This window comes from Marivita sp. S0852, assembly GCF_046591575.1.
GTDB lineage: Bacteria > Pseudomonadota > Alphaproteobacteria > Rhodobacterales > Rhodobacteraceae > Marivita.
Map to the genome: position 1 here is coordinate 485,961 of NZ_JBIQWA010000003.1, position 21,603 is coordinate 507,563.

Below are 21,603 nucleotides of genomic sequence, written 5' to 3' on the forward strand. Positions count from 1 at the left end.
GGCGAGCTTGTCCAATATGCCTGCGCCCAAAGGGACGCAGGCTGCGGCAGGACGATTGGCAGCCGGGGTTTTCTCGCTCCTCGTTATCTACAATATCGCGGTGTCCGCACTGGACGAGGCGACGGCCCGCTTTGGCGCGGTCGCAATCGCGGTTCTGGTTGTGGCTCTGGCGCGACCGGCATCGCGCAGCGGGCTATTTTACCGCACACCACGCGCCGGACGGGCGGCCGATCTTGCCCTGGTTGCGGGGCTGGGGTTCGCCGGATGGTGGTTCCACAAAGTTCAGGCCGACCTCTGGAGCGGCTTTTTCACGCCTACGCCTGTCACGGTCGCGGCCGGTTTGACGGGGCTGGCCGTGGTGCTGATCCTCAGCATACGGGCTTGGGGACCGGCGCTGGCGATCATGGCGCTTTTCGCTGCCGGCTTCGCCTTTGCCGGTCCGCACCTGCCACCAATGCTGGCGCATTTCGGGGTCGGACTGGGCAGTTTCGTGCAGATCACCTGGTACAGTTTCGATGGCGTGTTCGGTCGCATGACCGGCCTGGTGGCAAGCAACCTGCTGATTTTCCTGATCTTCGGGGCCGTGCTGAAGCAAACCGGTGCAGGCGAAAGCCTGATCCGCATGTCAACCGCGCTTTTGGGCAGGGTGCGCGGCGGCGCGGCCCATGCCGCGATTGCCGCAAGCGCGATCTTTGGCATGATGAACGGCTCGGTTGCGGCCAATGTGGCAGGCACCGGCATCATAACCATCCCGATGATCCGGCGACAGGGGTTCTCGGCGCGTTTCGCAGGCGCAGTGGAAACGGCGGCCTCCTCCGGTGGACAGCTTACCCCCCCGATCATGGCGGCGGCGGCTTTTGTGATGGCCGATCTGCTTGGCCTGCCGCTTCTGATGGTCCTTGCCGCTGCAACCCTGCCGGTGGTCTTCAAGTATCTGGGTCTTTTTGCACAGGTCTATGTCGAAGCGGTTCGACAGAACATTCAACCGCTCCCTGAACACGAAATCCCCGTTCTGACCCGACAAGACAGGCTCAATTCCGCGCTTGTCATCGTTCCGTTGCTGGCGCTGATGGCGTCCTTTCTGGCAGGCATGTCGACGGGCCTCGCGGGGCTGATCGGGGTCGTGACGGCGCTGGCCATGGGGCTGTTGCTGACGCCGGATGTGCGGCGCGACCCGCACCGCATTTGGCAAGCGCTTTGCGATGGCGGCATATCGTCGGCGCAGATCATGCTTTCGGTTGCGGTCATCGGTATCGTGCTGGCCGTGGTCAATGAAACAGGTGTGGCGATCCGGTTCGGCATTGCCTTGTCACACTTCGGAGAAACCCATCTTTTCGTGACACTGATCATGGCGATGCTGGGGGCGCTGGTGCTTGGCATGGGGTTGCCGACTTTGCCGGCCTATCTTGTGGTGGCGATCATGATCGCACCGACACTGATCACGGCCGGGGTCGATCCGCTGGCCGCGCATATGTTCGTGCTCTACTTCGCTGTCTTTTCCTCAATCATGCCGCCTGTGGCCTATGGTTGTTTCGTCGCCGCACCGATTGCCGGAACAGAGCCGCTGCGCATGTCGCTGACCGCTTTGCGGCTGTCTGCGGTGGGGCTGATCGTGCCGTTTATGTTCGTCTATTCCCCGTCCCTGCTGCTGGTCACGCACGGGTTCAGCTGGGCCGAGTTGCTGACAACCGTGCTGCGCCTCGGCGTGGCGGTCTGGCTGCTTGCCACCGCCCTTGGCGGTGCCACGACGCGGTCCACACGTCTGCCCCTTGCCAACCGACTTCTGCGCGGGGGCCTTGCCTGCGGGCTGGTCGCGCCGCTTTCCGTCATCTGGGGCCCCTCCCTGCTGGCGGCATTGTGCATCGGGCTGTCCCTTGCCTGGTTCCGGTCATTGCGCCCCGCCCCTTTAGAACAAGGCGCGCCACATCCATGACAACAGGCGTGTCGCAAATACTGACGGTCGCGATCACTCTGGCCATGGCGATCTACAGCGCCTCGGATCGCGCAATGGCGGACACGTACAAGGTGAAATCCCTTGCGCCGGGTCTGACGCCCTTTGTGGTCAACAGCGCGATCACCAAAGTGGTCAACACCCACGCCAATGACGTGACCTTTCAGCTCAGCGCGACCGGCACCGCGACCCGGCATATGCTGGATGCCGCGCGCGGAGAGGTAGATTTCCTGTTCGGGTCGCCCACGATCAACTGGATGATGGTCAATCGCCTCGGCCCCTATCGGGACGTGGCCGATGCGCCCGAACTGGAGCAACAGGTGGGCATGATCTTTGCCTATCAAATGGGGCCTTACCATTACATCACCGACGCCAATTCCGGGATCAAGCAGCTTGACGATCTCCGCGGTCGGACCGTTTTCGCGGGGCCGCCTGGCGGGGCTGCGACGCAGGTGGTTCTGCGCGTGATCGAGCAATCCACCGGGATCACGCCAGACGCGATGAAACTGCAGGCATTCGGCTTTGATGCTGCCATCCAGGCCTTTCAGGATGGCAAGATCGACGTCATCGTGCTGCAAACGAACTTACCAAGCGGCGCGGTCCGCCAGTTTGCGCTGACGCGCAAGATCAGATTGCTGGATGTGGACATGACGCACGTGACCGTGCGGCAGGACACCGGCGGAACCTTCGACATGATCCCGCCCGATACCTATGGATCAAACCAGGTCAACGACACAGCCATTCAGACCCACGGCTCCATCGTGAATTTCAGCGCCGGACTGCATGTCCCCGATGAGGTCGTCTATCAAGTGACCAAGGCAATCTGGGAAAACCTGGAGGACATCCACGGCGTTGCCGAATGGCTTCCGAATGCGCTTACCCGCGACCGCGCCCTGTCTTTAATCGCAGGCCGCCTGCATCCCGGTGCAGAACAATATTACCGCGAACAGGGCTGGGACATCCCGGCCCCCACGACGTTCACCCCAATGCAATGACGGACCTCACGAAATACTCAGGAAAGGTTTCGACCACATGATTAAAACCGACCACACCGCGCTCGATCGCCGCTCTCTTCTTGTCGGGCTTGGCGCGCTCGGGCTTTCGACCACCCTGCCCCGCCGCGCATTTGCTCAGGAAGGCCCATCGCCCATCGTCATCAAGGGGGCCGCGATTTTCGATGGCACATCGGAAGACCTGATCACAGGGTCTGACGTGCGCATCGAGAACGGCATGATTTCTGCGGTCGGGCCGGACCTGTCGACGGAGGACGCAGAGATCATCGACGCCACCGGGCTGACGCTCACCCCCGGGCTGACCGATGCGCACACCCATATCATGTGGCACGACGAGATCGAGGAACTGATCTATGGCTCGCCCCATGAATACACCGGCGTGATGGCCGCAGAGGGCGCACACCGCATGTTGATGCGCGGCTTCACGACCGTCCGCGACGCAGGCGGGCCGTCCTTCGGCCTGAAGAAAGCCATCGACGCAGGCGTCATTGCAGGGCCTCGCATCCTGCCGTCGGGGTTCTTCATCTCGCAAACCTCCGGACATGGCGATTTCGAGCCCCGGATGAACTATCTGTCGCCCTATTTCACCGGCCAGCTCGATCCGGCCTATCTGCGCGGCTGGACGATCACCGGCGATGGCAAGGCAGAGGTCATGAAGGCCGCGCGCGAGGCGCTGCGCTATGGCGCGAGCCAGATCAAGATCATGGGCTCGGGTTCGATCACCGGGGCGCATGATCCGTTGGACGTGACCGAATATACGCTGGAAGAGCTTCAGGCCATCGTGGGCGAGGCGCAGAAATGGGGCACCTACGCCAAGATCCACGCTTATTCCGACGCCTCGGTTCAGAACGCGATCACGGCCGGGGTCCGGTCGGTCGAGCATGGGCTCTTTGCCTCTGAGGAGTCCATGCAGATGATGAAGGACAATGACGTGTTCTTCTCGACCCAGTACCTGACCTATTCGGTGCCCGCCGATCAAACCGGGCTGACCGGTGATGCGCTGCCCAAATTCATCCAGGCCCAAGAGGGCGCGACCGCGGGCTATGAACGTGCCAAGGCGTTCGGGCTGAAAGTCGCCTGGGGCACCGATATTCTGGGCACGATCGACAAAGGGCCTTCGCAATCGCTCGAATTCGTGGCGCGCACGCCGTATTACACCCCGCGCGAGATCCTGATGCAGGCGACATCCGGCAATGCCGAGCTGTTCGAACGCAGCGGCTTGCGCCACCCCTATCGCGATGGGCCGCTTGGGGTGGTCGCTCCGGGGGCATATGCCGATCTGTTGTTGGTCAATGGCAACCCGCTGGACGATATCTCGGTCCTGACGACACCCGACACCTCGCTGGCCCTGATCATGAAGGGCGGCATCATTCACAAGACCTTGCTGTGACGCGCGATGGGGACCAGACCATGAAACGCATGACCACCACACCATATCGATCGGCGCGACGCCGGCGCAGTGCCCTGCTGGCCGGGTGCGCTTCTGCGCTTCTGCTGACGCATCCCGACGCCCTGATGGCGCAAAGTTCCGCTACGGACCTTGCAGGCCCCGATGCGGCCGGTCGCCTGATCGCAAGCGACACCCCGTCATTCGCCGAAGACTGGCAAAAGTCCAAAGCGCTCCTTGCGGAACGTACAGGGCTGGAGCTTGCTTTCGACTACAACGCGCTCGGTTTTGCCGCCTCCGCGAGCCTTGGAGAGGACAGTGCGGCAGGCGGCGTGTTCCGCATGATCGGGAAATGGTCCTTGCTCAATCGGGGCGGCCCCGATACCGGCAGCCTCGTTTTCAAGCTAGAGCACCGCCATGCCTATCGCGATGTCGCGATCACCGATTTCGGCAATGAGCTGGGCTATATCGGGCTGGTGAATTCGGTCTACAACGATCAAGGCTGGCGCGCCACGAACCTCTACTGGCAACAGAACTTTGCCGGTGGTCGGGCGACCGCCTCGCTGGGCTGGCTCGACGTGACGGATTATGTCGATGTCTATGCACTGGCCAGCCCGTGGACCGGCTTTTCCAATCTCGCCTTCCAGACCGGGTCAGGCACCATTGCCGGACTGCCCGACGGCGCATTGGGCCTAAGTGCTGCGGGGTTTGTGACCGACACCATCTACGTTGCCGCAGGCATCGTCGATGCAAATGCCGATCCCACCGATATCGGGGCTGGCATCGACAGCCTTTTTGACGAAGGCGAGACCTTCAAGTCCGTCGAGATGGGATGGACGTCTGGCCCCAAGGCGGTCTTTATCGACAATGCCCATCTGACGTTCTGGCAGATCGACGCGCGCGAAGAGGCCGGTTCCCCCGAAAGTCATGGCGTTGCTTTCTCGCTGACCACCGCGATCAACGATCAATGGATGCCCTTCTTGCGCGGCGGCTGGGCCGATGGCGGCGGCAGTCTTTATGAGGCATCGGTAAGTGCGGGCTTTGGCTATACCAAAAATCCCGGCCAGCAACTGACCGGCGTGGGCCTTAACTGGAGCAGGCCCAACAGTGAAACCTTTGGCGACGGTCTGGATGAACAGGTCACGGCAGAAGTGTTCAGCCGTTGGCAGCCGCTTGATGGCGTCGAGATCACGCCAAGCCTGCAGTTTATCAAAAATCCCGCCCTCAATCCCGATGAGAACGTTCTCGGCATTTTCGGACTGAGACTGCGCGTGGTCTTCTAGACCCTCAGCAAATCCCGTCGGATCGGGATCTGCGCATAACGGATGACAAGGAAACATATGATGAGACTGATCACCCGAAACCTGTCGGGCCTTGGCCTGGCAATGATGATGGCCACCTCTGCGCAGGCGGACATGACGCAAACAGTGCCGTTTCAGTGCGACGATGGCCGCATCCTGACCGTTTCCTTTGCCGATGGCCGCGCCGAGATCACCATGTTTGTCTCTCTTGAGGCGCAGCCCAGCGGATCGGGGTTTTTGTATGAGGGCGATGCGGGGGTGCTGCGCGGGCAAGCAGACGAAATCACATGGCAAGACAGCGCAAGCGGCGCGCTTGCCTGTAACGCCGTGCCGGGCGGCGCGGCTTTGGTCGGCGGCACTTGGGAATTGATCCGAATGGACGACAAGGAGGCCGACATGCCGGAACGGCACACGGTCACCTTCCTGGCCGATGGCACAGCGCATCTGCGCGCCGATTGCAACAACGGCCGCGGCGCGTGGCAAGCCACGCCAGCGTCGGAAACAGACGGGGCGCTGGCCCTTGGCCCGTTCGCTGTGACCCGCGCCGCCTGCGCCAATGATCCGTTTCCTGCTATGGCCGCCGATTTGTCCGACGTGACCGGATACAAGATTGACAACGGCGGCTTGCACCTGGACGCGGCAAGCGGTGCCAAATACGTGTTTCGCGCAAACACCCGTTAGAGCACACCGAAACTGGGGAAACGCGAGCCAACAGCCTGAAAACCCGTGAGTGGTTTTGCTGGCAAAACTGCGGTCGATCTTGGGTCGTGGATGATCCGGGATCACACAACCCGCGCCGCCCCTCTTTATAAAAGGGGCGGCTGAAAAGCAGACCTTACTCCATCGTGTTCTTGAAAATTTGTCCGTCCTTCATGACCAGTTCAATCTTGACGCCGTTGTCGCCAAGCACAGTGATATCTTCCATCGGGTTGCCGTCCACCAGAATGATATCGGCATAGGCTCCTGCCTCGATCACGCCAAGCGGACCTTCCTGATAGGGATTGCGCGGCCCGCTGAGGGCGACGATTTCGGCATTGGTCGATGTGATCATGCGCAGCATTTCGACATTGCTGAACCATGTCCCGAACCGCGCAAGATAATCTGCCTGTTCGTGGTTCGTGCCCGGCGAGAATACAAGGTCTGTCCCAAAACCCATTTTGACGTTGTGCTTCTTGAGCAGCTCAACGGTGCGCGCCCAACCTTCGACCACTTGGGTGTACTTTCCATACTGGATCGGATCGGCGATCGCCTCCAGCTGCGGTTGCGGCTCAAACGGCTGCGTGATGAGGTAAACACCCTTGTCGGCCATGGCTTTGGCAGCTTCGTCATTCATCAACTGGCCGTGCTCGATGGTCTTCATCCCGGCATTGACAGCACGCAGAACACCTTTGGGCGTGTAGACATGAGATGTCACATAGGTGCCCCAGTCGGATGCGGCCTGAACGGCCGCTTCGATTTCCTCGACGGTGAATTCGGTCACGTCGAGCGGATCGTAGAGCGAATAAATCCCGCCGCCGACAGCGATCTTGATCTGTGTGGCTCCCTGTTTGAGGTTCTGGCGCACGGCGGCCAGCACCTCTGCCCGGCCATTCGCGACGCGGTCCAGCTTCATCACGCTTTCGCCCACCGGAACGCCACCACTGAAGATCCGCGGCTCCTCAAAGGGCAGCGTGCGATCCGCATGACCCGAGGTCTGTGTGATAAGCGTCCCTGACAGATACATGCGCGGCCCAGGGATCATGCCGGCATCAACAGCCTTCTTGATGCCGAAACCCGGACCTGCGGTGTCGCGGATCGTGGTGAAGCCACGCTGCAGCAGCCTGTTGGCCTCAAGCACCATCGTGGCATGGGTGTAATCCGGTTGCTCCAGACGCCAGGCGTCGCCTTCGCTCGCCGCCAGCATCAGGTGGTAATGGGTGTCAATCAGGCCGGGCATCAGGGTGCGGCCCTGGCCGTCGATCACATTGACCGCCACCTCCTGCGTTTCAGTCTGAATGCCATCCGCATCCAGGATCGTGACCGTATAGCCGTTCACGCCGGACCCGGGCAGTGCCTCCACGCGCTGTAACTCTCCGGTGGTCACTTCAAGCTCGTAGGTGCCTTCGGTCGGGATATCCTCGGCGATTTCCCGGATCAGGTTTTCGACAACCAGAACATCATAACCTTCAAGCATCTCCTCGTTGACGCCGTCAAAGATGTTGACGTCCTTGAAAAGCGTGACTTCTGCCGGAACATCCTGTGCGTGCGCGGCCGTGCTGATCAAGGCCGAAACGGCGACAGCGCCAAGGAGAGTGGTTTTTAGCTTCATTATGAATCCTTCGGTTTTTTGGCTTTTCGTGGTACGTGTTCAGCGGGTAGTCTGATGACACTGTCAACGACGCTCTTTCGAAATTTCCCCACTTACGGGGAGGCGGTTCAGGGTGGTGACAGCATCCGGGACACCATACACAGCGGTGTCCTAGACGCATCACCAAAAGGGTCTAGCATCCAGACTTCAAAGAGATCTTTCAACAATGGATGTTTATAGTATCGTCTTTTGTTGACAAAATCAACACAATCGTGAATGAACGATCCTGTCCCACTGCGTAGACGTCGCAAGGATTCACTTTGCAGGAGACCCAGTCATGCACCGCTTTGTTATCGCCTCGATTGCCGTTTTCGCGCTGCCGCTGGCTGCTCTGGCGGACCCGCTTCCCTCATGGAAGGCGGGCGCTGCGAAAGATTCTATCATCGCATTTGTCGAAACCGTCACCGATCCCCAGTCCGAGAATTACGTGCCCATGTCGGACCGCATCGCGGTTTTCGACAATGACGGAACATTATGGGCCGAACAGCCGCTGACGTTTCAATTGGCCTACGCCCTGGACATGGTCCGGCAGCGCGCAGAGGACGACCCGTCGATCCTCGGCTCGGAGGCCCTGTCCGCTGCCGCGAACGGTGATTTTGCCGCCATCAGGGAGGCCGGATCTGAGGCCATTCTGGAGGTCCTGAACGTGTCGCACGCCAATGTCACGCCGACGGCGTTCATGGCTTCTGTGCATGAATGGCTCACCACTACAGAACACCCGACATCCGGCATGGTCTATGCCGACATGACGTATCAGCCCATGACAGAACTTCTGCGCTATATGCGAGACGAAGGGTTCTCTACGTATATCGTCTCTGGTGGCAGCCTCTTTTTCATGCGCGCCATCACGGAAGAGATTTATAACATCCCGCCCTCGCAGATCATCGGCAGTATCGGCAACATGGAGTATTCGGTTGTCGATGGCGAACCGACCCTGACCAAGCAAAGCGGTGCCTTATTTTTCGACCGGAGTGCCGGCAAACCGGTCGGGATCATGAACCACATTGGCCAGCGTCCAATCTTTGCCGCCGGGAATACGGATGGGGATTTCCAAATGCTTGAATGGGTCACCGCAGGGGAAGGCGCTCGTTTTGGCATGTTGATCCACCACACAGATGGCGAACGCGAATTCGCCTATGACCGGGAAAGCGCCGTTGGCTCTCTGAACCGGGGGCTTGACGAGGCAGACACGCGCGGATGGCTTCTGGTCGATATGGCCAAGGATTGGCGACGGGTCTGGTCCGGCGCTGAGTAAGGGTTTGGCCGCAGGCCAGAAAGACGAAATGCGACATGCGCAGGCCGTTTCAGACGTCAGCAGCCGGGGTTTTGTAAGACCGCCACTCCCTGAGCGACCATCTTTTTGCCAATTCGGACCCGAACGGGTCGGAAGACCGATCCGCCGGTGTCAAACGGACGGGGCGCGCTGACACGCGGATCAGGTCAAGTATGTCTTGCTCGATGCTCTTGTAGCTTGCAAACTTACCGTAGGGACTCCGAACGGGATGGCCCGTTCGATGGAAAGTGCGGCGATGGCGACCGACAGCGCCAAACCCACCCGACGTCCTACGGAGTGTGTGCATCATGTTCGAGCTACTGAAAGCCGCCGCAGCTGTGGGCACTGCCACAGAAACCACCGCCCTGCCCCCCGATATCCTTCGGTTTATCCTTGATTATCCCGGTTTGCCGGATGTGGCCCTGGAACGACAGCGGATCGCGCAGCTGTTGGGCGGCAGCGGGTTTGACCTTTTCGCCTATTCGGATGAGGAACCGACACTCCTGATCCTGCAATTCCCCGGCGTCAAACGCGAGCAATCTCCCGATTACCTGTTTGAAACCGCAGATGAATTGGTTGACGCGCTTGGCCTTGTCTCTGCCGAACCAGAGATCGGCCCGTCCTATGCCGATGTCGAAACCAGTGATCCAACAACCGAGGCTTTGGGCAGTATCCTGTCGGCCCTCTGCCGGTCGCATGCCACCCCACCGGACGCAGCGCTGTGGCCTGTTCGCCTTGTCAGGGCTGATGTCGCGGCACAGACATTCAATGTCTCGGGCGCGGGGGTTCTGATTGGTCAGCCTGATACCGGCGTTGCGGATCACAACGAACTGACCGCCGGTATCGACATGGCACGCGGATACGATTTCCTGGCGGACCGGGCCGACCCGACCGACCCGCTGTCACGCTCCATGAGATCCCCCGGACATGGCACCGGCACGGCGAGCGTGGCAATCAGCCGACCGGCTGGACAGATATCCGGGTCCGCTCCCGGTGCGACCGTGATCCCGATCCGCTGCGTGAACAGCGTGGTCATCGGCGGCGGGACAGCGGTGGCCAAGGCCATTGATCACGCGCGGGCACAAAAGTGCCGGATTGTATCCATGAGCCTTGGCGGTCCGTTCGCAGGGCGCGCACTGCGCCGCGCCGTGGCACGGGCTGTCCGAGACGACATGATCGTTCTCGCCGCTGCGGGCAATTGTGTGAAGATGGTCACCTATCCCGCATGGGACCGCAATGTCATTGCTGTGGCAGCCGTGGACGAGCGAAAACGGCCGTGGAAAGGCACCTGTCGGGGTCCGGAGGTCGACATCTCGGCCCCCGGGGAAAACGTGCACATTGCCCGCCGCGAAGCCGTGGGTGCAGGCCACGTTCCCACACCTGATGAGGTGTCCCGGGTCGACAAGGATGGGCAAGGTACATCCTACGCGGTGGCGCTGACCGCCGGAGTGGCGGCTTTGTGGATTGAGCGATTTGGCTTCGATGCCATTCGCGCCGAAGCCCGCCAGCGCGGCAACCTTCCCGTACAGGAATTGTTTCGCGCAGCACTTCGGGCGACGGCGCAGCAAGGCAATGGGCTTGATCCGGAAAAAATGGGCGCAGGGATCGTCGACGCCCAGGCGCTTCTCGAAATGCCGCTTGCTGATATCACAAGTGGCGATGCCTTACGCCCAGAGGCCGGTCCGGTGATCAGCATGGCCGGATCGGTGTCCGATATGATCCGGCATGGCGCAGAGGCTGAATTTGTTGTCTTCGACCGGCAAATGCGGGCTGATCCCGAACAGGGCGGTGTGCCCGAAACCCCTTTCGCGGCAGAACCTTCGCCACGGCTGGCGCGGCTGCTGCGGCTGCCAGAGGTCGCCCCATTGTCTGCTCCGGCGGCGCTGGCCATGCCAGCAACCCCGCCTGTGCCGTTATCCGACGCGCTGCGGCGGCTTGGTGCCGGGCGCGGCGAAGGTCTGGAGGCAGCGGCCTCGATATCAGCCGAAGATGCGTTGCAGCGCATCACATCTGAGGGACCGGGTAACATCCTTGCCAATGTCGACTCCGTTCTGAACGACCGCCGCGCCAAAGCCCCGGGTGTCGATGGCGCGCTCCAACAAGAGGCGCTGAACCGGATGGAGCGTGCTCTCGCCAAGATCATCGCAGCCGACACACTTGACGCAGCGTCCGAAGGCGAGCAACGCTTTGCCCTGGAAGCGCTTGTCCGGCTCACGGGTCGACCGGCGATCCGGATCACGGATGACGATGCAGAGCTGGCCACCAACGCAAACCTTGGGGTTTGGGCCGGACATCTGATGCCGAACCGGGCAAAATGGCGGCCCAAGGTCGATGCCGTGGGGCGGATCGACGTCACCGACTCTGCCGGGCGCTGGGTGCATGGGGGTACGGGGTTTGTGCTGCCGGGCAACCGCATCATGACCAACCGCCATGTGCTCGATGTGTTCGCCGAATCGCTGCCCGGCGCAGGTCATGACTTCCGTCTACGCCGCCGCGCCTCAATCATCTTCGACCCCGATGCCCAGGACGAGACCCGACGCTTCGAGATCACCGGCATCGTCTCGGCCGGAGGTGCGCGGATCGGCCGACGCGTCGATCTGGCCAAGCTCGACATGGCGATCCTGAGTGTCGATCCCGACACAGGCCACGCCCCCCTACCCGACCCGATCCTTTTGGCCGACACTGTATCGAGCACTGACCCGAGCATCCAGAACCTCTTGGTCGTCGGCTATCCGGCACGGCCCGGCTTTTCCCAGGCCCCCCGGGATGCAGGCAATGCCTTGCGGTTCTGGGACCGTGTGGGCGAATTGTACGGGGATGAATTCGGCGTCAAATACATCAGCCCCGGAGCCATCATGGAACGACCCGGCGGGATCGCAAACGATGCCAGGAAATGGGCGTTCACACATGACGCAACCACCTTGGCCGGCAGTTCCGGGTCCCTGATCCTCACGCTGCACGGCGGCATGACAGCGTGCGGTCTGCATTTTGGAGGCGCGCCGCTGACGATGAACCTCGCGCATGACATCGCAGCCGTCCGGGCCGTGGGCGACGGTGTTTTCGACGCCGCGTTGCTTTAGGGCGGCAAGCGGATGGAGGGACCGGTTCAGGATTTAAGCGGCCTTGTCCGACAGCTCCAAAGGGGTAGCGACCGGCTTTACTTTTCCCGCGATCAGTTTGCCGTGTTTTACGACGCATGGGTCACAGAACGCGCGATTGCTCCGGGGTGCCGCTCCATGATGCACGCTGTGGTGTCAACCGCCAACGCCTTGCTGGCCAAAGGAACCACCCCGCCGAACCCGGCCGAAAACGGAGCGGCCCTGGCACTGGCGCTGGCAGCCCTTGGAGAGCGCAAGGAGATCATCATCTGCCTCAGCGCCGGCGTTGGTGGCGGTCTGTTTGACCAAAGCTATCCAACGCTGCAACCGCATGTCGCGCGAAAGCAGATCATGGACCACTTCGCCAACGTGCTTGGCATCAGACCAGACGCGGGCACCGCATCAGGGCCAACACTGCGCGCCGAAATGCAGGCAGCCGAATTTCATAAACTGACATCCCCCGAAGCCATCTGGACCGATCCGGGTCATCTTGTCCCTGCCTTATTGCTTGCGCGCCGCAGGCTCTGCGTGGTCCAGACCTTCAGGGAAAACGGGGATCGGGACAAGACCGGCACCGGCTTTCTGATCGGCCCCTCAACGGTGCTGACAAATCACCACGTGGTCGACGGCCTGCCCAAGCACCTGAAGCATCCGGAAGACAGGCTGGAACTGCGCTTTGACTATTCGCCCACAACCGGGCTTGCCGATGCCGAAAGCTCGGTTCATTTTGCTGAAAGCGATTGGTGCGTCGCTGACAGCCGTCCGGGGCCGCTTTCGCCGGACGGAGCGCAGGACAATTGGTGGCGCGACCGATCCCGGCGCGAGGCATGGCGAGAGAGCGTCGAAAACAGTCTCGACTATGCCGTGATCCAGCTGTCCTCAACGCCCGGCCATATGCGCGGCTGGTACGATCTCAATGACGTTGGCAACCCGCGATACAATCGCGGCTGCTGGGTGTTGCACCACCCGTCAGGGCAATCGCACACGGTGACCGAAGGCGAGATCCATTACGCGCGTCGCAAGGTCGCGCGCATGTTCCACTCTGCCTCAACGGTCAAGGGATCGTCAGGCGGTCTGGTTCTTGACGCAACCGGGACGCCGGTTGGTTTGCACCATCTGGGGCTGTCGCACCTGCCAATCACCCAAGACGGCGGGGATCTGGGGGGATACCGGGTGCCCGACGAGGTCGTGAACTGTGCCGTGGTGCTGCAAAGCATCGCGTCAGATCTGAAAACCAAAGGGGTGTTCGCCCAGCTTTCGGCGTCACGCTATCCGATGCCGTTCCGCGGCTGCCTTGACGGTGTCCGGCCAGTGTTTGGCCGCGCACCACTGCTGCACGACCTTGCCGCGCTGTATCAGGGCGACACACCCGTGATGCGCGTTCATGTGGCCGAGAGCGCCAAACATGTCCTGAAACCTGGCAAGACATTCACCATTGACGTAGTAAGGGCGCTCTTCCGCCCGCCGGAACACCATCACATCGTGGTCAATGCCGAGGACATTCAACATGACGCGCTGACCCAGACCAAAGCGGTCCTGCGCGGGTTTGCACCGGATCTGATCGACACTCTGCCCCGCACGCCGAACAGCACAACACCGGCCTTTGTGGCGCGGCTGGTCAATCACCTTGGCAGCGCCATCCAGGACCGGTTGGGAAATAATACGGTCTGGCTGATGATTGACAGCCTCGACCGCCACACATTGTCAGACGCATCAGGACGCGAATTCCTGGCAACGCTTTATGCGCAGGTTCACACCATCAAGAACCTGCGCATCATTCTGATCGGCTTGCCGGTGGACATCACCATTGGCGGCCTTGATCCAAATGACGTGATATACAGTTCGATATCCTCCGAGGATATCGACAACACAAGCGCGCTGTTTGACACTTGGCTGGATCAGCGCGGTGCCCGGCAAAAGCCCATGGGCACAGACGCCCGCGCGCTTTTGAGCCAGACCGTTGCGGCCTATGCGGGCAAGGACATGCCGCTGGCGCGAATGGCGAACTTTACCGAAACCTACATGCCGGATGTGCTAAAAGCGGTGTTTGGCAGCGCCGACCTGACCACGGATGATCGAACATGAGCAGCGCCTTGCTTGACCTGGCCTTGCGCAATGCCAGCCTGTGCGGCCCGTTCGACCCATTGGCGCTCAGCGACAGTCTTGGTCTTGCGGCGGTCGATGCGCCAACCCGCGATGCGGTGCTGGGCGCGCTTGGTCGCTGTTCGATGGAACGGATACTGACCGGTCCGAACGGCGCTCCGCCGCGATACTGCTGGATGCTTCACCCCGACGCGCGCCGCCGCGTGTTGCAGGGCCTGCTCAGCGCGCAGATGATCCAAGCGGCACTCGCCACGGCACCGGACCCGCTGCCGGGCGATCAGTTGGGCCCGTTGCTCCGCGCCGCGCTGCGGTGCCAACTGCCTCAAGACCCCAAACGCAGCGATGAGGAAAGCAGCGACGTTTTTCTGCAACGACAGATAAACCATTGGGGTGCAGTCTACACCGCACTGCAATGCGCCCGCGACAGTCCAGCCGCCGACACCCCCTGGATCGAAACACACATTGATGCCGCCGCCATCAAAATCAAAGCCTTGCAGCGCCAACGCGACATCCAGATTGTCCTGCCCAGCATCAGAACCGACACCGCGTCGCGACCAATCCCGCTTCTTGGACGCGACCATGTCAAACGCAAGCTGTCGGCACATCTTCGTGGACTGGACGACGACCCGCGCCCGATCCTCATGACGTCTGTCGACGGGGCGGGCAAATCCGCACTTCTGGCAAGCCTGCTTCATGGCTGGACCACCCGTCGGGGCGGGCCAGATGTGATCGTGATACTGGATTTCGACCGTCACCAGCTTGTGACAGCTGAACCGATCCAGATGCTGCAGGAAGTCTTGCGCCAACTGGACACGGGTTTGGTTCAAAGCGATGTCATCCCGCAGGCGCAACTGCCCTCTGTGCGTGATCACCTGCGCCGCCTTCGCGCCGACATTCCGAACCTGCTGGCAACCGGAACGCCGCGCGACTTCGGCTCGCAGCTTGGCTATCTCCAGTCTGCGGTGTTCCCGCGTCTTGGGGATTCGGCGGCCCTGCCGCTTGGCCAGCTGTCGATCGCGCTGATCATGGACAGCTTTGAAGCAATTGACCAGCAGGGGGCATTTGCGGTGCGACGGCTTTTGGATCTGGAGGCCGCGTTGCGCACCTATGGGCTGTCGGGGCTGCGGACGGTGGTCAGCGACCGCGCGCCGCCCCTGCCGGAACCGGACCTGACGCAGCTATTCGGCCAGAAAGATAGGCGCATCCAGATCGGTGGACTTGGCAGAACCTCGGGCGGGCGGCTTTTGAAAAAGCATGACACAGCCGGGGTTTTTCGCACAGTCGCGCAACGGGAAACAGCAAGCGCAGCATTGGGCGGCCACCCGTCAGCACTGATCGTTCTTGGCCAATACGCAGCCACCCATAAAGCCGATGCCAAGGCCCTGATAAAAGAAATCTCCTGTGAAAACGGCTTCAACGCCGAGTCCGCACAAACCGAACTCTATGACCGAATTCTGCAGCGGATCGACGACCCCGAGCTGCGTGCAATGGCCTATCCCGGGCTTATCCTGCGGCACCTGAATGCAGACATGATCCGGCTTGTCCTTGCCAAAGCGTGTTTCCGGACCGACATCAGCCCCGACACATCCCGCCAATTGAGGGACCGGCTTGGCAAGGAATACTGGCTGACCGAGCCCGCCGGGGATCTGTTCCCACTCCGCCACCGGCCGCGTTTGAGACGCCTGATGCTGCCGGGCCTTTTGGCTGACCGGACCGAACATGACGATGCAGACAAGGCCGCGCGCGACATGTCTCAGGCGGAAAACGCACGCGTGCTTTGCAACGTCGCTGCCGAGTTTTTTGCCAACGGCCCAGCAGTTGCCGACCCGGCCCACCGATGGTGGCGCGCGATGTCCGCCATCGAACGCAACGTCGAGTCCACCTATTACCGCGCCCTTGGAAACACCATAACGCCCTGGTTCGACCGCACATTCGCAAATCATCTGTGTCTCGTTTTGGGATCGGACCTGGACACGCTGCCGCCATCCTGGGCTGCGCGCGCCAAGGCGGTGCGGGGCGAAACGCTGCAAGATACGGACTGGGACGCGCTGCCCGAGGACACACGCGACGCAGCGGCTGACAGGGCTTTCCAGATCAAGATCCGTCAAGAGGGATTCGCGCACGCAGGCGCGACATTCAAACCCGATCCAAAGACCGGTATTGCACCCGACAGCTCCGTTCCTGATATCAATTCCCCGCCTCATCCCTTACGCCACGTCTCGCCCCACGCGATATCCCGTGACATTGCCTCGTTTTTTCTAGCGGCCGATTTTGCTGCGGTCGCCAATCTGACACCTGCCTATCTGGACGCTATGTGCGGCAGCAGTCCCGGATTACCGGCTGGCGATGACCTGTTCCTGTCTGCAGAGTGGTACTGTGTGCTGGCGGCAAGTGTGTGTTCCGACGGCGCACCAATGGCCCACCCATTGCCAGAAACCACCCCCGAACAAGGCCCATACCATAGCCTCGTGATGGCCTTGCGGGCGATCCAGACGCGCGGCGCTTTACCCGCTGACCATCCTGCCCAAACCGGTGATGCGTTGCGGACACTCTTGCCCGATGCCGCCGGCTGGATATCCGCCGATCAGGCCCCCCTGCGGACCTTGCGGTATCATGGCGCAGACGTGATGGCAGGGCTGACACGCCCCAAAACCAGGCAGCCGCAGGATATCCGGCTTGCGGCGCGCGCGCTGGCGTTGGCTGTGTGCCCTCAAACGCCGTCTGATCTGACATCGCAAACGCCGGAGCTTCCCGGCAATCTGCCGACCCTCGTTGAGCCGCTTTATACAACAAAATCTCCGGCTGATCTTGCTTTGATCCAAAGGCTTTACAGACACAGCGAGCCGTTCCACGTCAGCGTGCGCGATGTCACTGGACTGTCTGACCCAGGTCGCAAGATGTTCACCCGGATGCTGCGGGGTCTGTCACCGGAATTATACGGCCCGACCCGGCGCGTGTTGACGGATCTGGGTGCTGAGACCGCAATCAGCTGCGCCGAACATCTCGCGGCCACCTGTGCGCACTGGCCACGGGATCTGTCGTTTGAAAAAACCAGCGCCTATCATGACGTACAAGCCGCAACAATTGTCGAGACAAGCGATCAATGCGGCGCATTTGGCGCACTTCTGGACCTGCTCGCACCCATGGATTCCCGAGCCCGGCACCTGGCCATGATGCATGCACGGATCGGTCACTGGTTCTTTGCACTGCATGGGCCTGCGGTGCCCTGACAACCCGAAAGTTTGAGACCCACGCCAGCCGCCACCCTAGGGTCCGGTAGATCAATACCCACGGGCCGCATCAGCCATATCCGGGCAGGTGCCCGTTTCGGCAAATGACTTGAGATTGGCCGCGATGAGCCGTCCTCCCGTGGCCGCATCAATTTGCGACGCGACATGCGGGGTGACGGTGATGGCCGGGTGATCCCAGAACGGATGATCGGTTGGCAAGGGTTCGATATGAAACACATCCAGCGTGGCCTGCTTGATATGGCCCGATTTCAGCGCCGCCAGAAGATCGTCATCCACCAGATGCCCGCCACGCGCACAGTTGATGACACAGGCCCCTGGTGCCAGCTTGCCAAACAGATCGGCTTTCAGGATGCCGGTGGTTGCATCGGTCAGCGGCAACAGGTTTACCAAAATTTCGCACCCGGACAGAAACGCGTCCAATGTCCCCGCCCCCGCATAGGTTTCGACGCCTTGGATGGTTTTTTCCGATTTCGACCAGCCACGGGTGGCAAAGCCTAGCCCTGACAGGGTTTCAGCCGCTGCCGCGCCCAGATTGCCCAACCCCATCACGCCAACCGTGCGGTTCGGGGCAACAGGGACAACGATGGCATGCCAGTCCTTTTCCGCCTGCGCCTGCAACTGACGCGGCATATCGCGGTGATGGCGCAGCACATGCAGCGCCACATATTCGCGCATGCGCTGGGTCAGATCGTCGCCCACGGTGCGAATGATCGGTACATCTGCGGGCAATTCAGGGTCCGCCAGAACGTGGTCGATCCCCGCCCCGATGGAAACGATCACCTCAAGATGGGGAAATGTGGCAAGATCGCCGGGGCGCGGTCGCCAGACAACGGCGTGTTTCACCGCCGCGCGGTCTTTTATGTCTTCAATCGACGCGATATCCCATCCGGGCAGCAACCCTTGCAGCATTTCCACCCACCAGTGGGTCTTTTCTTCTGAGGGCAAGTAGACAGCGACGGTCATAAGTGATCCTTTGATCCGGGTGTAATGATGGTTTGGCGATGAATTTCAAGCAGCTTGAAGCGTTTTACTGGCTTTGCCAGATCAAGAACTATCGCAAGACGGCCGAGCGGCTGAGCCTGACCCAACCTGCGGTTTCGGCGCGGATTCAGGGGCTTGAGCGCGACCTGGGCAAAACCCTGATAGATCGCGACGCACCTGAATTCCAGCTGACCGATCAAGGCGTCGAAGTGGCGGAATTCGCGCTGAGCTTTCTGAACCTTCAGGATGCCATGAACAGCCGTCTGCAAGACAAAAAGAAGCGACGGATTTCTGTGGGTCTTGCCGGAATGGCAACGATCACCTGGGGCCCGGCCTTGCTGGATCGCCTGCGTTCCGAGCATCCGGATATGATGCTCGACATCTTTTCGGGATCGGATTTGCAGTTGAGCCGATTTATCGAGGCAGGCACCCTGGACATCGCGTTCACGGCCAGCGGCGACAAGGTGCCGGACGCGGATTTCTCGGTCACCTATAATGTGGGATGGGTGGCGCGGCCCAAGCTGATCGAGGCGCAAACCCTGCCGATGACGCCTGGAACCCTGCGCGATCTGCCGCTGGTGCTGTATCCGAAAACATCGCCGCTTTTTAATCCGGTGGCTGATTATGTCGACGAAATGTCGTCGCGCGCCGCACCGCGTCACTATGGCAATTCTCTTGCCACCATCTGCGAAATGGTGCGCAAAGGCTATGGCGCGTCGGCCTTGGCGCTCAGCGCACTGGAAGATGAAATTGCCGACGGAAGCCTTGTGGAAATCCCGGTCACCGAACCGATCAGCCCGCTGAATGTCGCGTGCAGCTACGCCAATCGCACCCGCCGCAAAGAGATCGGCACAGTGCTTGACATGGCCCGCGAGGTTGCGCGGGAGTGGTGCTCGGCCCATCATCGCTACAGCTCCTTTGCCCCCCTGCCCTAGCCCAGCTTGTCCTGAACCATTTTCGTGGCCCCCGACAAGGTGCCAAGATGGGTGCCGTCGCTGACCTTGGCCTCCGATATCCGGCCGCGTTCGGTCTTGATTTCGCCCTCAGCCAGAACCGCGTCCAAATCGTCGGGCGCGATGAACAAAACACCGGAATCGTCAGCCAGCACCGCATAGCCCGGCAGCACCGCCGCCCCGCCGATACACACCGGTACGTTGAACCCGCCGCCCGTGTTGTAAAGCCGCGTTGTCACCGGCGACGGGCCGCGCGACCACATGGCAAACCCTTGCTCTTCGACTTCGGCAGTGTCGGTATGAGGCCCATCGACACACGCGCCCTCAAGCCCCATCATCGCCGCCATCCGCGTCACGCCACCGCCCCAACAGGCGTATTTGGTATCGCCCAGCCGATCCACCGCCACAAAATAGCCGGGTCCGACCAGTGACAGGCAATGATGCAGCAGGGTGGAATCCAGCCCAGGAATGGCCAGCGTCGCCACCGTGCCCGTCACCACCTTGCCGGTGATCACCGGCTGAATTGCCGGCGCGACAAAGCCGAAATGATAGAAATGCCCAATCGTTGCGGTTTCGAGTTTTGCCAGACGGTCCAGCTTGTCCTGCGCGATCTTCTCGGGCATCGGGTTCATTTTGTAGGTCAGGTTGGTCATGTCGGTCCTATTGTTTTCCAAGAACAAGGTCGGGAAGAAACGTTGATATCTGCGGAATGTAAGTGAGCATGAGCAGCACCACGATCAGCGGCACCAGCATCGGCAGAACCGCCATCGTCACTTTTTCAAACGGCACGCGGCCCACTTCGGCAACGATATAAAGACCGATCCCCATCGGCGGGGTGGCGATACCGATCAGCAGGCCCAGCTGGATGATGATGCCAAAATGTACCCGGTCGATCCCGTAGGCGTCGATCAGCGGCAAAAGCGTTGGCACAAGGATCAGCTTGGCCGGAACCCCCTCGACCACGCAACCCACAAGGATGATGAACACCAAGAGCAGCCCCAGAAACACGTTCCGGCTCTCGGTCAGCGAAAAGGTCCATTCCGCCAGCTTTTGCGGTGTCTGGTCGATGGCCAGAAGCCAGCCCATCGCAATGGAAAACGCGATGATGATCATGATCACCGATGTCATCATGGCCGTATCGCTCAGCGCGCCAAAAAAGCCCTTCCAAGTCAGCTCTTTGTACCAGACGCCCAGCAGGATGCAGTAGAGACAGGCCAGCACGCCCGCCTCGGTCGCGGTGACGAAACCGAACATGATCGAGCCAAGAATGATCGCAGGTGCCATCAACGCCGCAAAGCCATGCCGCGCGCTTCCGGCCACTTGCTTGACCGTGGCGCGAGGTTGGGTCGGAAAGTTCTCGAACCCGGCCCGAAGGCGCACATAGATCATCAGCGACATCCCAACCAGCAAGCCTGGAACAAGCCCCGCCAGAAACATCCGTTCGATGGATTGCTGGGCAAGGAACGCATAGATCACCAGCCCGATGGACGGCGGGATCAGCGGCCCGATCACCGATGACGCCACGGTGATCGCAGCGGCAAAGGCCGGTTTGTACCCGGCTTCGCGCATCGCCTTGATTTCAATCGCTCCAAGCCCCGCGCAATCGGCCACGGCAGCCCCGGAAATCCCAGCGAAAATCATCGACGACAGAACGTTCACCTGCGCCAACCCGGCCTTCATATGCCCCACCAGCGCGTTGGCGAATGTGAAGATGCGCTCGGTCACCCCTGTCGCGTTCATCAGGTTGCCTGCCATGATGAAGAACGGAACGGCGGTCAGCGACGCCTTGTTCACGCCCTCCAGCATTTGCTGCGGGATGATCTGCAACGCGTTTGAAAAATCCGAGGTCAGAAAGGTCAGCACAACGGCGGTGCCGATGGCAATAGAGATCGGCACACGCATCAGGATAAGCACAATGAACGTGCCGAACAAAATCCAAGCCATA

General features: G+C 61.0%; 14 protein-coding genes. 10 read left to right on the plus strand and 4 right to left on the minus strand.

Going from position 1 to position 21,603, the window contains the following annotated elements; translation table 11 throughout:
* The first annotated feature begins 16 nt into the window (after nt 1-16).
* From ACG74X_RS08845 to ACG74X_RS08865, 5 genes are read left to right on the plus strand one after another with little or no spacing between them, the layout of a single operon-like run.
* A complete protein-coding gene (locus ACG74X_RS08845) occupies nt 17-1,933 on the plus strand; it encodes a TRAP transporter permease (RefSeq protein WP_411234220.1) in 1,917 nt (638 codons plus the stop codon).
* Complete coding sequence (locus ACG74X_RS08850) at nt 1,930-2,946, plus strand: TAXI family TRAP transporter solute-binding subunit (RefSeq protein WP_411234101.1); 1,017 nt, start codon at nt 1,930-1,932, stop codon at nt 2,944-2,946. The genes ACG74X_RS08845 and ACG74X_RS08850 overlap by 4 nt, the downstream gene beginning before the upstream one ends.
* A 37-nt stretch (nt 2,947-2,983) precedes the next feature.
* A complete protein-coding gene (locus tag ACG74X_RS08855; RefSeq protein WP_411234103.1) occupies nt 2,984-4,354 on the plus strand; it encodes an amidohydrolase family protein in 1,371 nt (456 codons plus the stop codon).
* 29 nt (nt 4,355-4,383) lie between these two features.
* Nucleotides 4,384-5,634, plus strand: a complete 1,251-nt coding sequence (locus ACG74X_RS08860; RefSeq protein WP_411234105.1) for a carbohydrate porin — start codon at nt 4,384-4,386, stop codon at nt 5,632-5,634.
* Nucleotides 5,635-5,694: 60 nt separating this feature from the next.
* The gene (locus ACG74X_RS08865) at nt 5,695-6,333 is read left to right on the plus strand and encodes an META domain-containing protein (protein WP_411234107.1); all 639 of its coding nucleotides are present in this window, start codon (nt 5,695-5,697) and stop codon (nt 6,331-6,333) included.
* 154 nt (nt 6,334-6,487) lie between these two features.
* On the opposite strand, the gene ACG74X_RS08870 is transcribed toward ACG74X_RS08865, so the two are convergent.
* Entirely contained in the window at nt 6,488-7,960 is a 1,473-nt protein-coding gene (locus ACG74X_RS08870; protein WP_411234109.1) for an amidohydrolase family protein, read from the minus strand.
* Between the two features lie 316 nt (nt 7,961-8,276).
* Between ACG74X_RS08870 and ACG74X_RS08875 the strand changes: the two genes are divergently transcribed.
* From ACG74X_RS08875 to ACG74X_RS08890, 4 genes are all read left to right on the plus strand, one after another.
* Nucleotides 8,277-9,254 (plus strand): HAD family hydrolase, encoded by a 978-nt coding sequence (locus ACG74X_RS08875; RefSeq protein ID WP_411234111.1) that lies wholly within the window; start codon nt 8,277-8,279, stop codon nt 9,252-9,254.
* 326 nt (nt 9,255-9,580) lie between these two features.
* Nucleotides 9,581-12,352: a S8 family serine peptidase gene (locus ACG74X_RS08880; protein ID WP_411234112.1), complete on the plus strand. Its 2,772-nt coding sequence runs from the start codon at nt 9,581-9,583 to the stop codon at nt 12,350-12,352.
* Between the two features lie 12 nt (nt 12,353-12,364).
* On the plus strand, nt 12,365-14,455 hold the full coding sequence (locus ACG74X_RS08885) for a trypsin-like serine peptidase (protein WP_411234113.1): 2,091 nt from the start codon (nt 12,365-12,367) through the stop codon (nt 14,453-14,455).
* Nucleotides 14,452-17,703 (plus strand): hypothetical protein, encoded by a 3,252-nt coding sequence (locus ACG74X_RS08890; protein WP_411234115.1) that lies wholly within the window; start codon nt 14,452-14,454, stop codon nt 17,701-17,703. The genes ACG74X_RS08885 and ACG74X_RS08890 overlap by 4 nt, the downstream gene beginning before the upstream one ends.
* A gap of 51 nt (nt 17,704-17,754) precedes the next feature.
* Here ACG74X_RS08890 and ACG74X_RS08895 read toward each other — a convergent pair whose 3' ends face one another.
* Nucleotides 17,755-18,687, minus strand: a complete 933-nt coding sequence (locus ACG74X_RS08895) for a 2-hydroxyacid dehydrogenase (protein ID WP_411234117.1) — start codon at nt 18,685-18,687, stop codon at nt 17,755-17,757.
* Nucleotides 18,688-18,725: 38 nt separating this feature from the next.
* Here ACG74X_RS08895 and ACG74X_RS08900 point away from each other — a divergent pair, with 38 nt between their 5' ends.
* Nucleotides 18,726-19,640, plus strand: coding sequence for a LysR family transcriptional regulator (locus ACG74X_RS08900; protein WP_411234118.1), 915 nt, complete (start codon nt 18,726-18,728; stop codon nt 19,638-19,640).
* Here the strand turns inward: ACG74X_RS08900 and ACG74X_RS08905 are convergent.
* Together ACG74X_RS08905 and ACG74X_RS08910 are read right to left on the minus strand one after the other, a co-directional pair.
* On the minus strand, nt 19,637-20,311 hold the full coding sequence (locus ACG74X_RS08905) for an RraA family protein (protein ID WP_411234120.1): 675 nt from the start codon (nt 20,309-20,311) through the stop codon (nt 19,637-19,639). The genes ACG74X_RS08900 and ACG74X_RS08905 overlap by 4 nt on opposite strands.
* A gap of 7 nt (nt 20,312-20,318) precedes the next feature.
* Nucleotides 20,319-21,602, minus strand: a complete 1,284-nt coding sequence (locus ACG74X_RS08910) for a TRAP transporter large permease (RefSeq protein WP_411234122.1) — start codon at nt 21,600-21,602, stop codon at nt 20,319-20,321.
* Nucleotide 21,603: the final 1 nt, after the last annotated feature.

What these genes read in the sequence shown, in the direction of transcription:
- ACG74X_RS08845 (WP_411234220.1), top strand. Translation starts at nt 17, where the DNA reads ATGCCTGCGCCCAAAGGGACGCAGGCTGCGGCAGGACGATTGGCAGCC.
- ACG74X_RS08850 (WP_411234101.1), top strand. Translation starts at nt 1,930, where the DNA reads ATGACAACAGGCGTGTCGCAAATACTGACGGTCGCGATCACTCTGGCC.
- ACG74X_RS08855 (WP_411234103.1), top strand. Translation starts at nt 2,984, where the DNA reads ATGATTAAAACCGACCACACCGCGCTCGATCGCCGCTCTCTTCTTGTC.
- ACG74X_RS08860 (WP_411234105.1), top strand. Translation starts at nt 4,384, where the DNA reads ATGACCACCACACCATATCGATCGGCGCGACGCCGGCGCAGTGCCCTG.
- ACG74X_RS08865 (WP_411234107.1), top strand. Translation starts at nt 5,695, where the DNA reads ATGAGACTGATCACCCGAAACCTGTCGGGCCTTGGCCTGGCAATGATG.
- ACG74X_RS08870 (WP_411234109.1), bottom strand. Translation starts at nt 7,960, where the DNA reads ATGAAGCTAAAAACCACTCTCCTTGGCGCTGTCGCCGTTTCGGCCTTG.
- ACG74X_RS08875 (WP_411234111.1), top strand. Translation starts at nt 8,277, where the DNA reads ATGCACCGCTTTGTTATCGCCTCGATTGCCGTTTTCGCGCTGCCGCTG.
- ACG74X_RS08880 (WP_411234112.1), top strand. Translation starts at nt 9,581, where the DNA reads ATGTTCGAGCTACTGAAAGCCGCCGCAGCTGTGGGCACTGCCACAGAA.
- ACG74X_RS08885 (WP_411234113.1), top strand. Translation starts at nt 12,365, where the DNA reads ATGGAGGGACCGGTTCAGGATTTAAGCGGCCTTGTCCGACAGCTCCAA.
- ACG74X_RS08890 (WP_411234115.1), top strand. Translation starts at nt 14,452, where the DNA reads ATGAGCAGCGCCTTGCTTGACCTGGCCTTGCGCAATGCCAGCCTGTGC.
- ACG74X_RS08895 (WP_411234117.1), bottom strand. Translation starts at nt 18,687, where the DNA reads ATGACCGTCGCTGTCTACTTGCCCTCAGAAGAAAAGACCCACTGGTGG.
- ACG74X_RS08900 (WP_411234118.1), top strand. Translation starts at nt 18,726, where the DNA reads ATGAATTTCAAGCAGCTTGAAGCGTTTTACTGGCTTTGCCAGATCAAG.
- ACG74X_RS08905 (WP_411234120.1), bottom strand. Translation starts at nt 20,311, where the DNA reads ATGACCAACCTGACCTACAAAATGAACCCGATGCCCGAGAAGATCGCG.
- ACG74X_RS08910 (WP_411234122.1), bottom strand. Translation starts at nt 21,602, where the DNA reads ATGGCTTGGATTTTGTTCGGCACGTTCATTGTGCTTATCCTGATGCGT.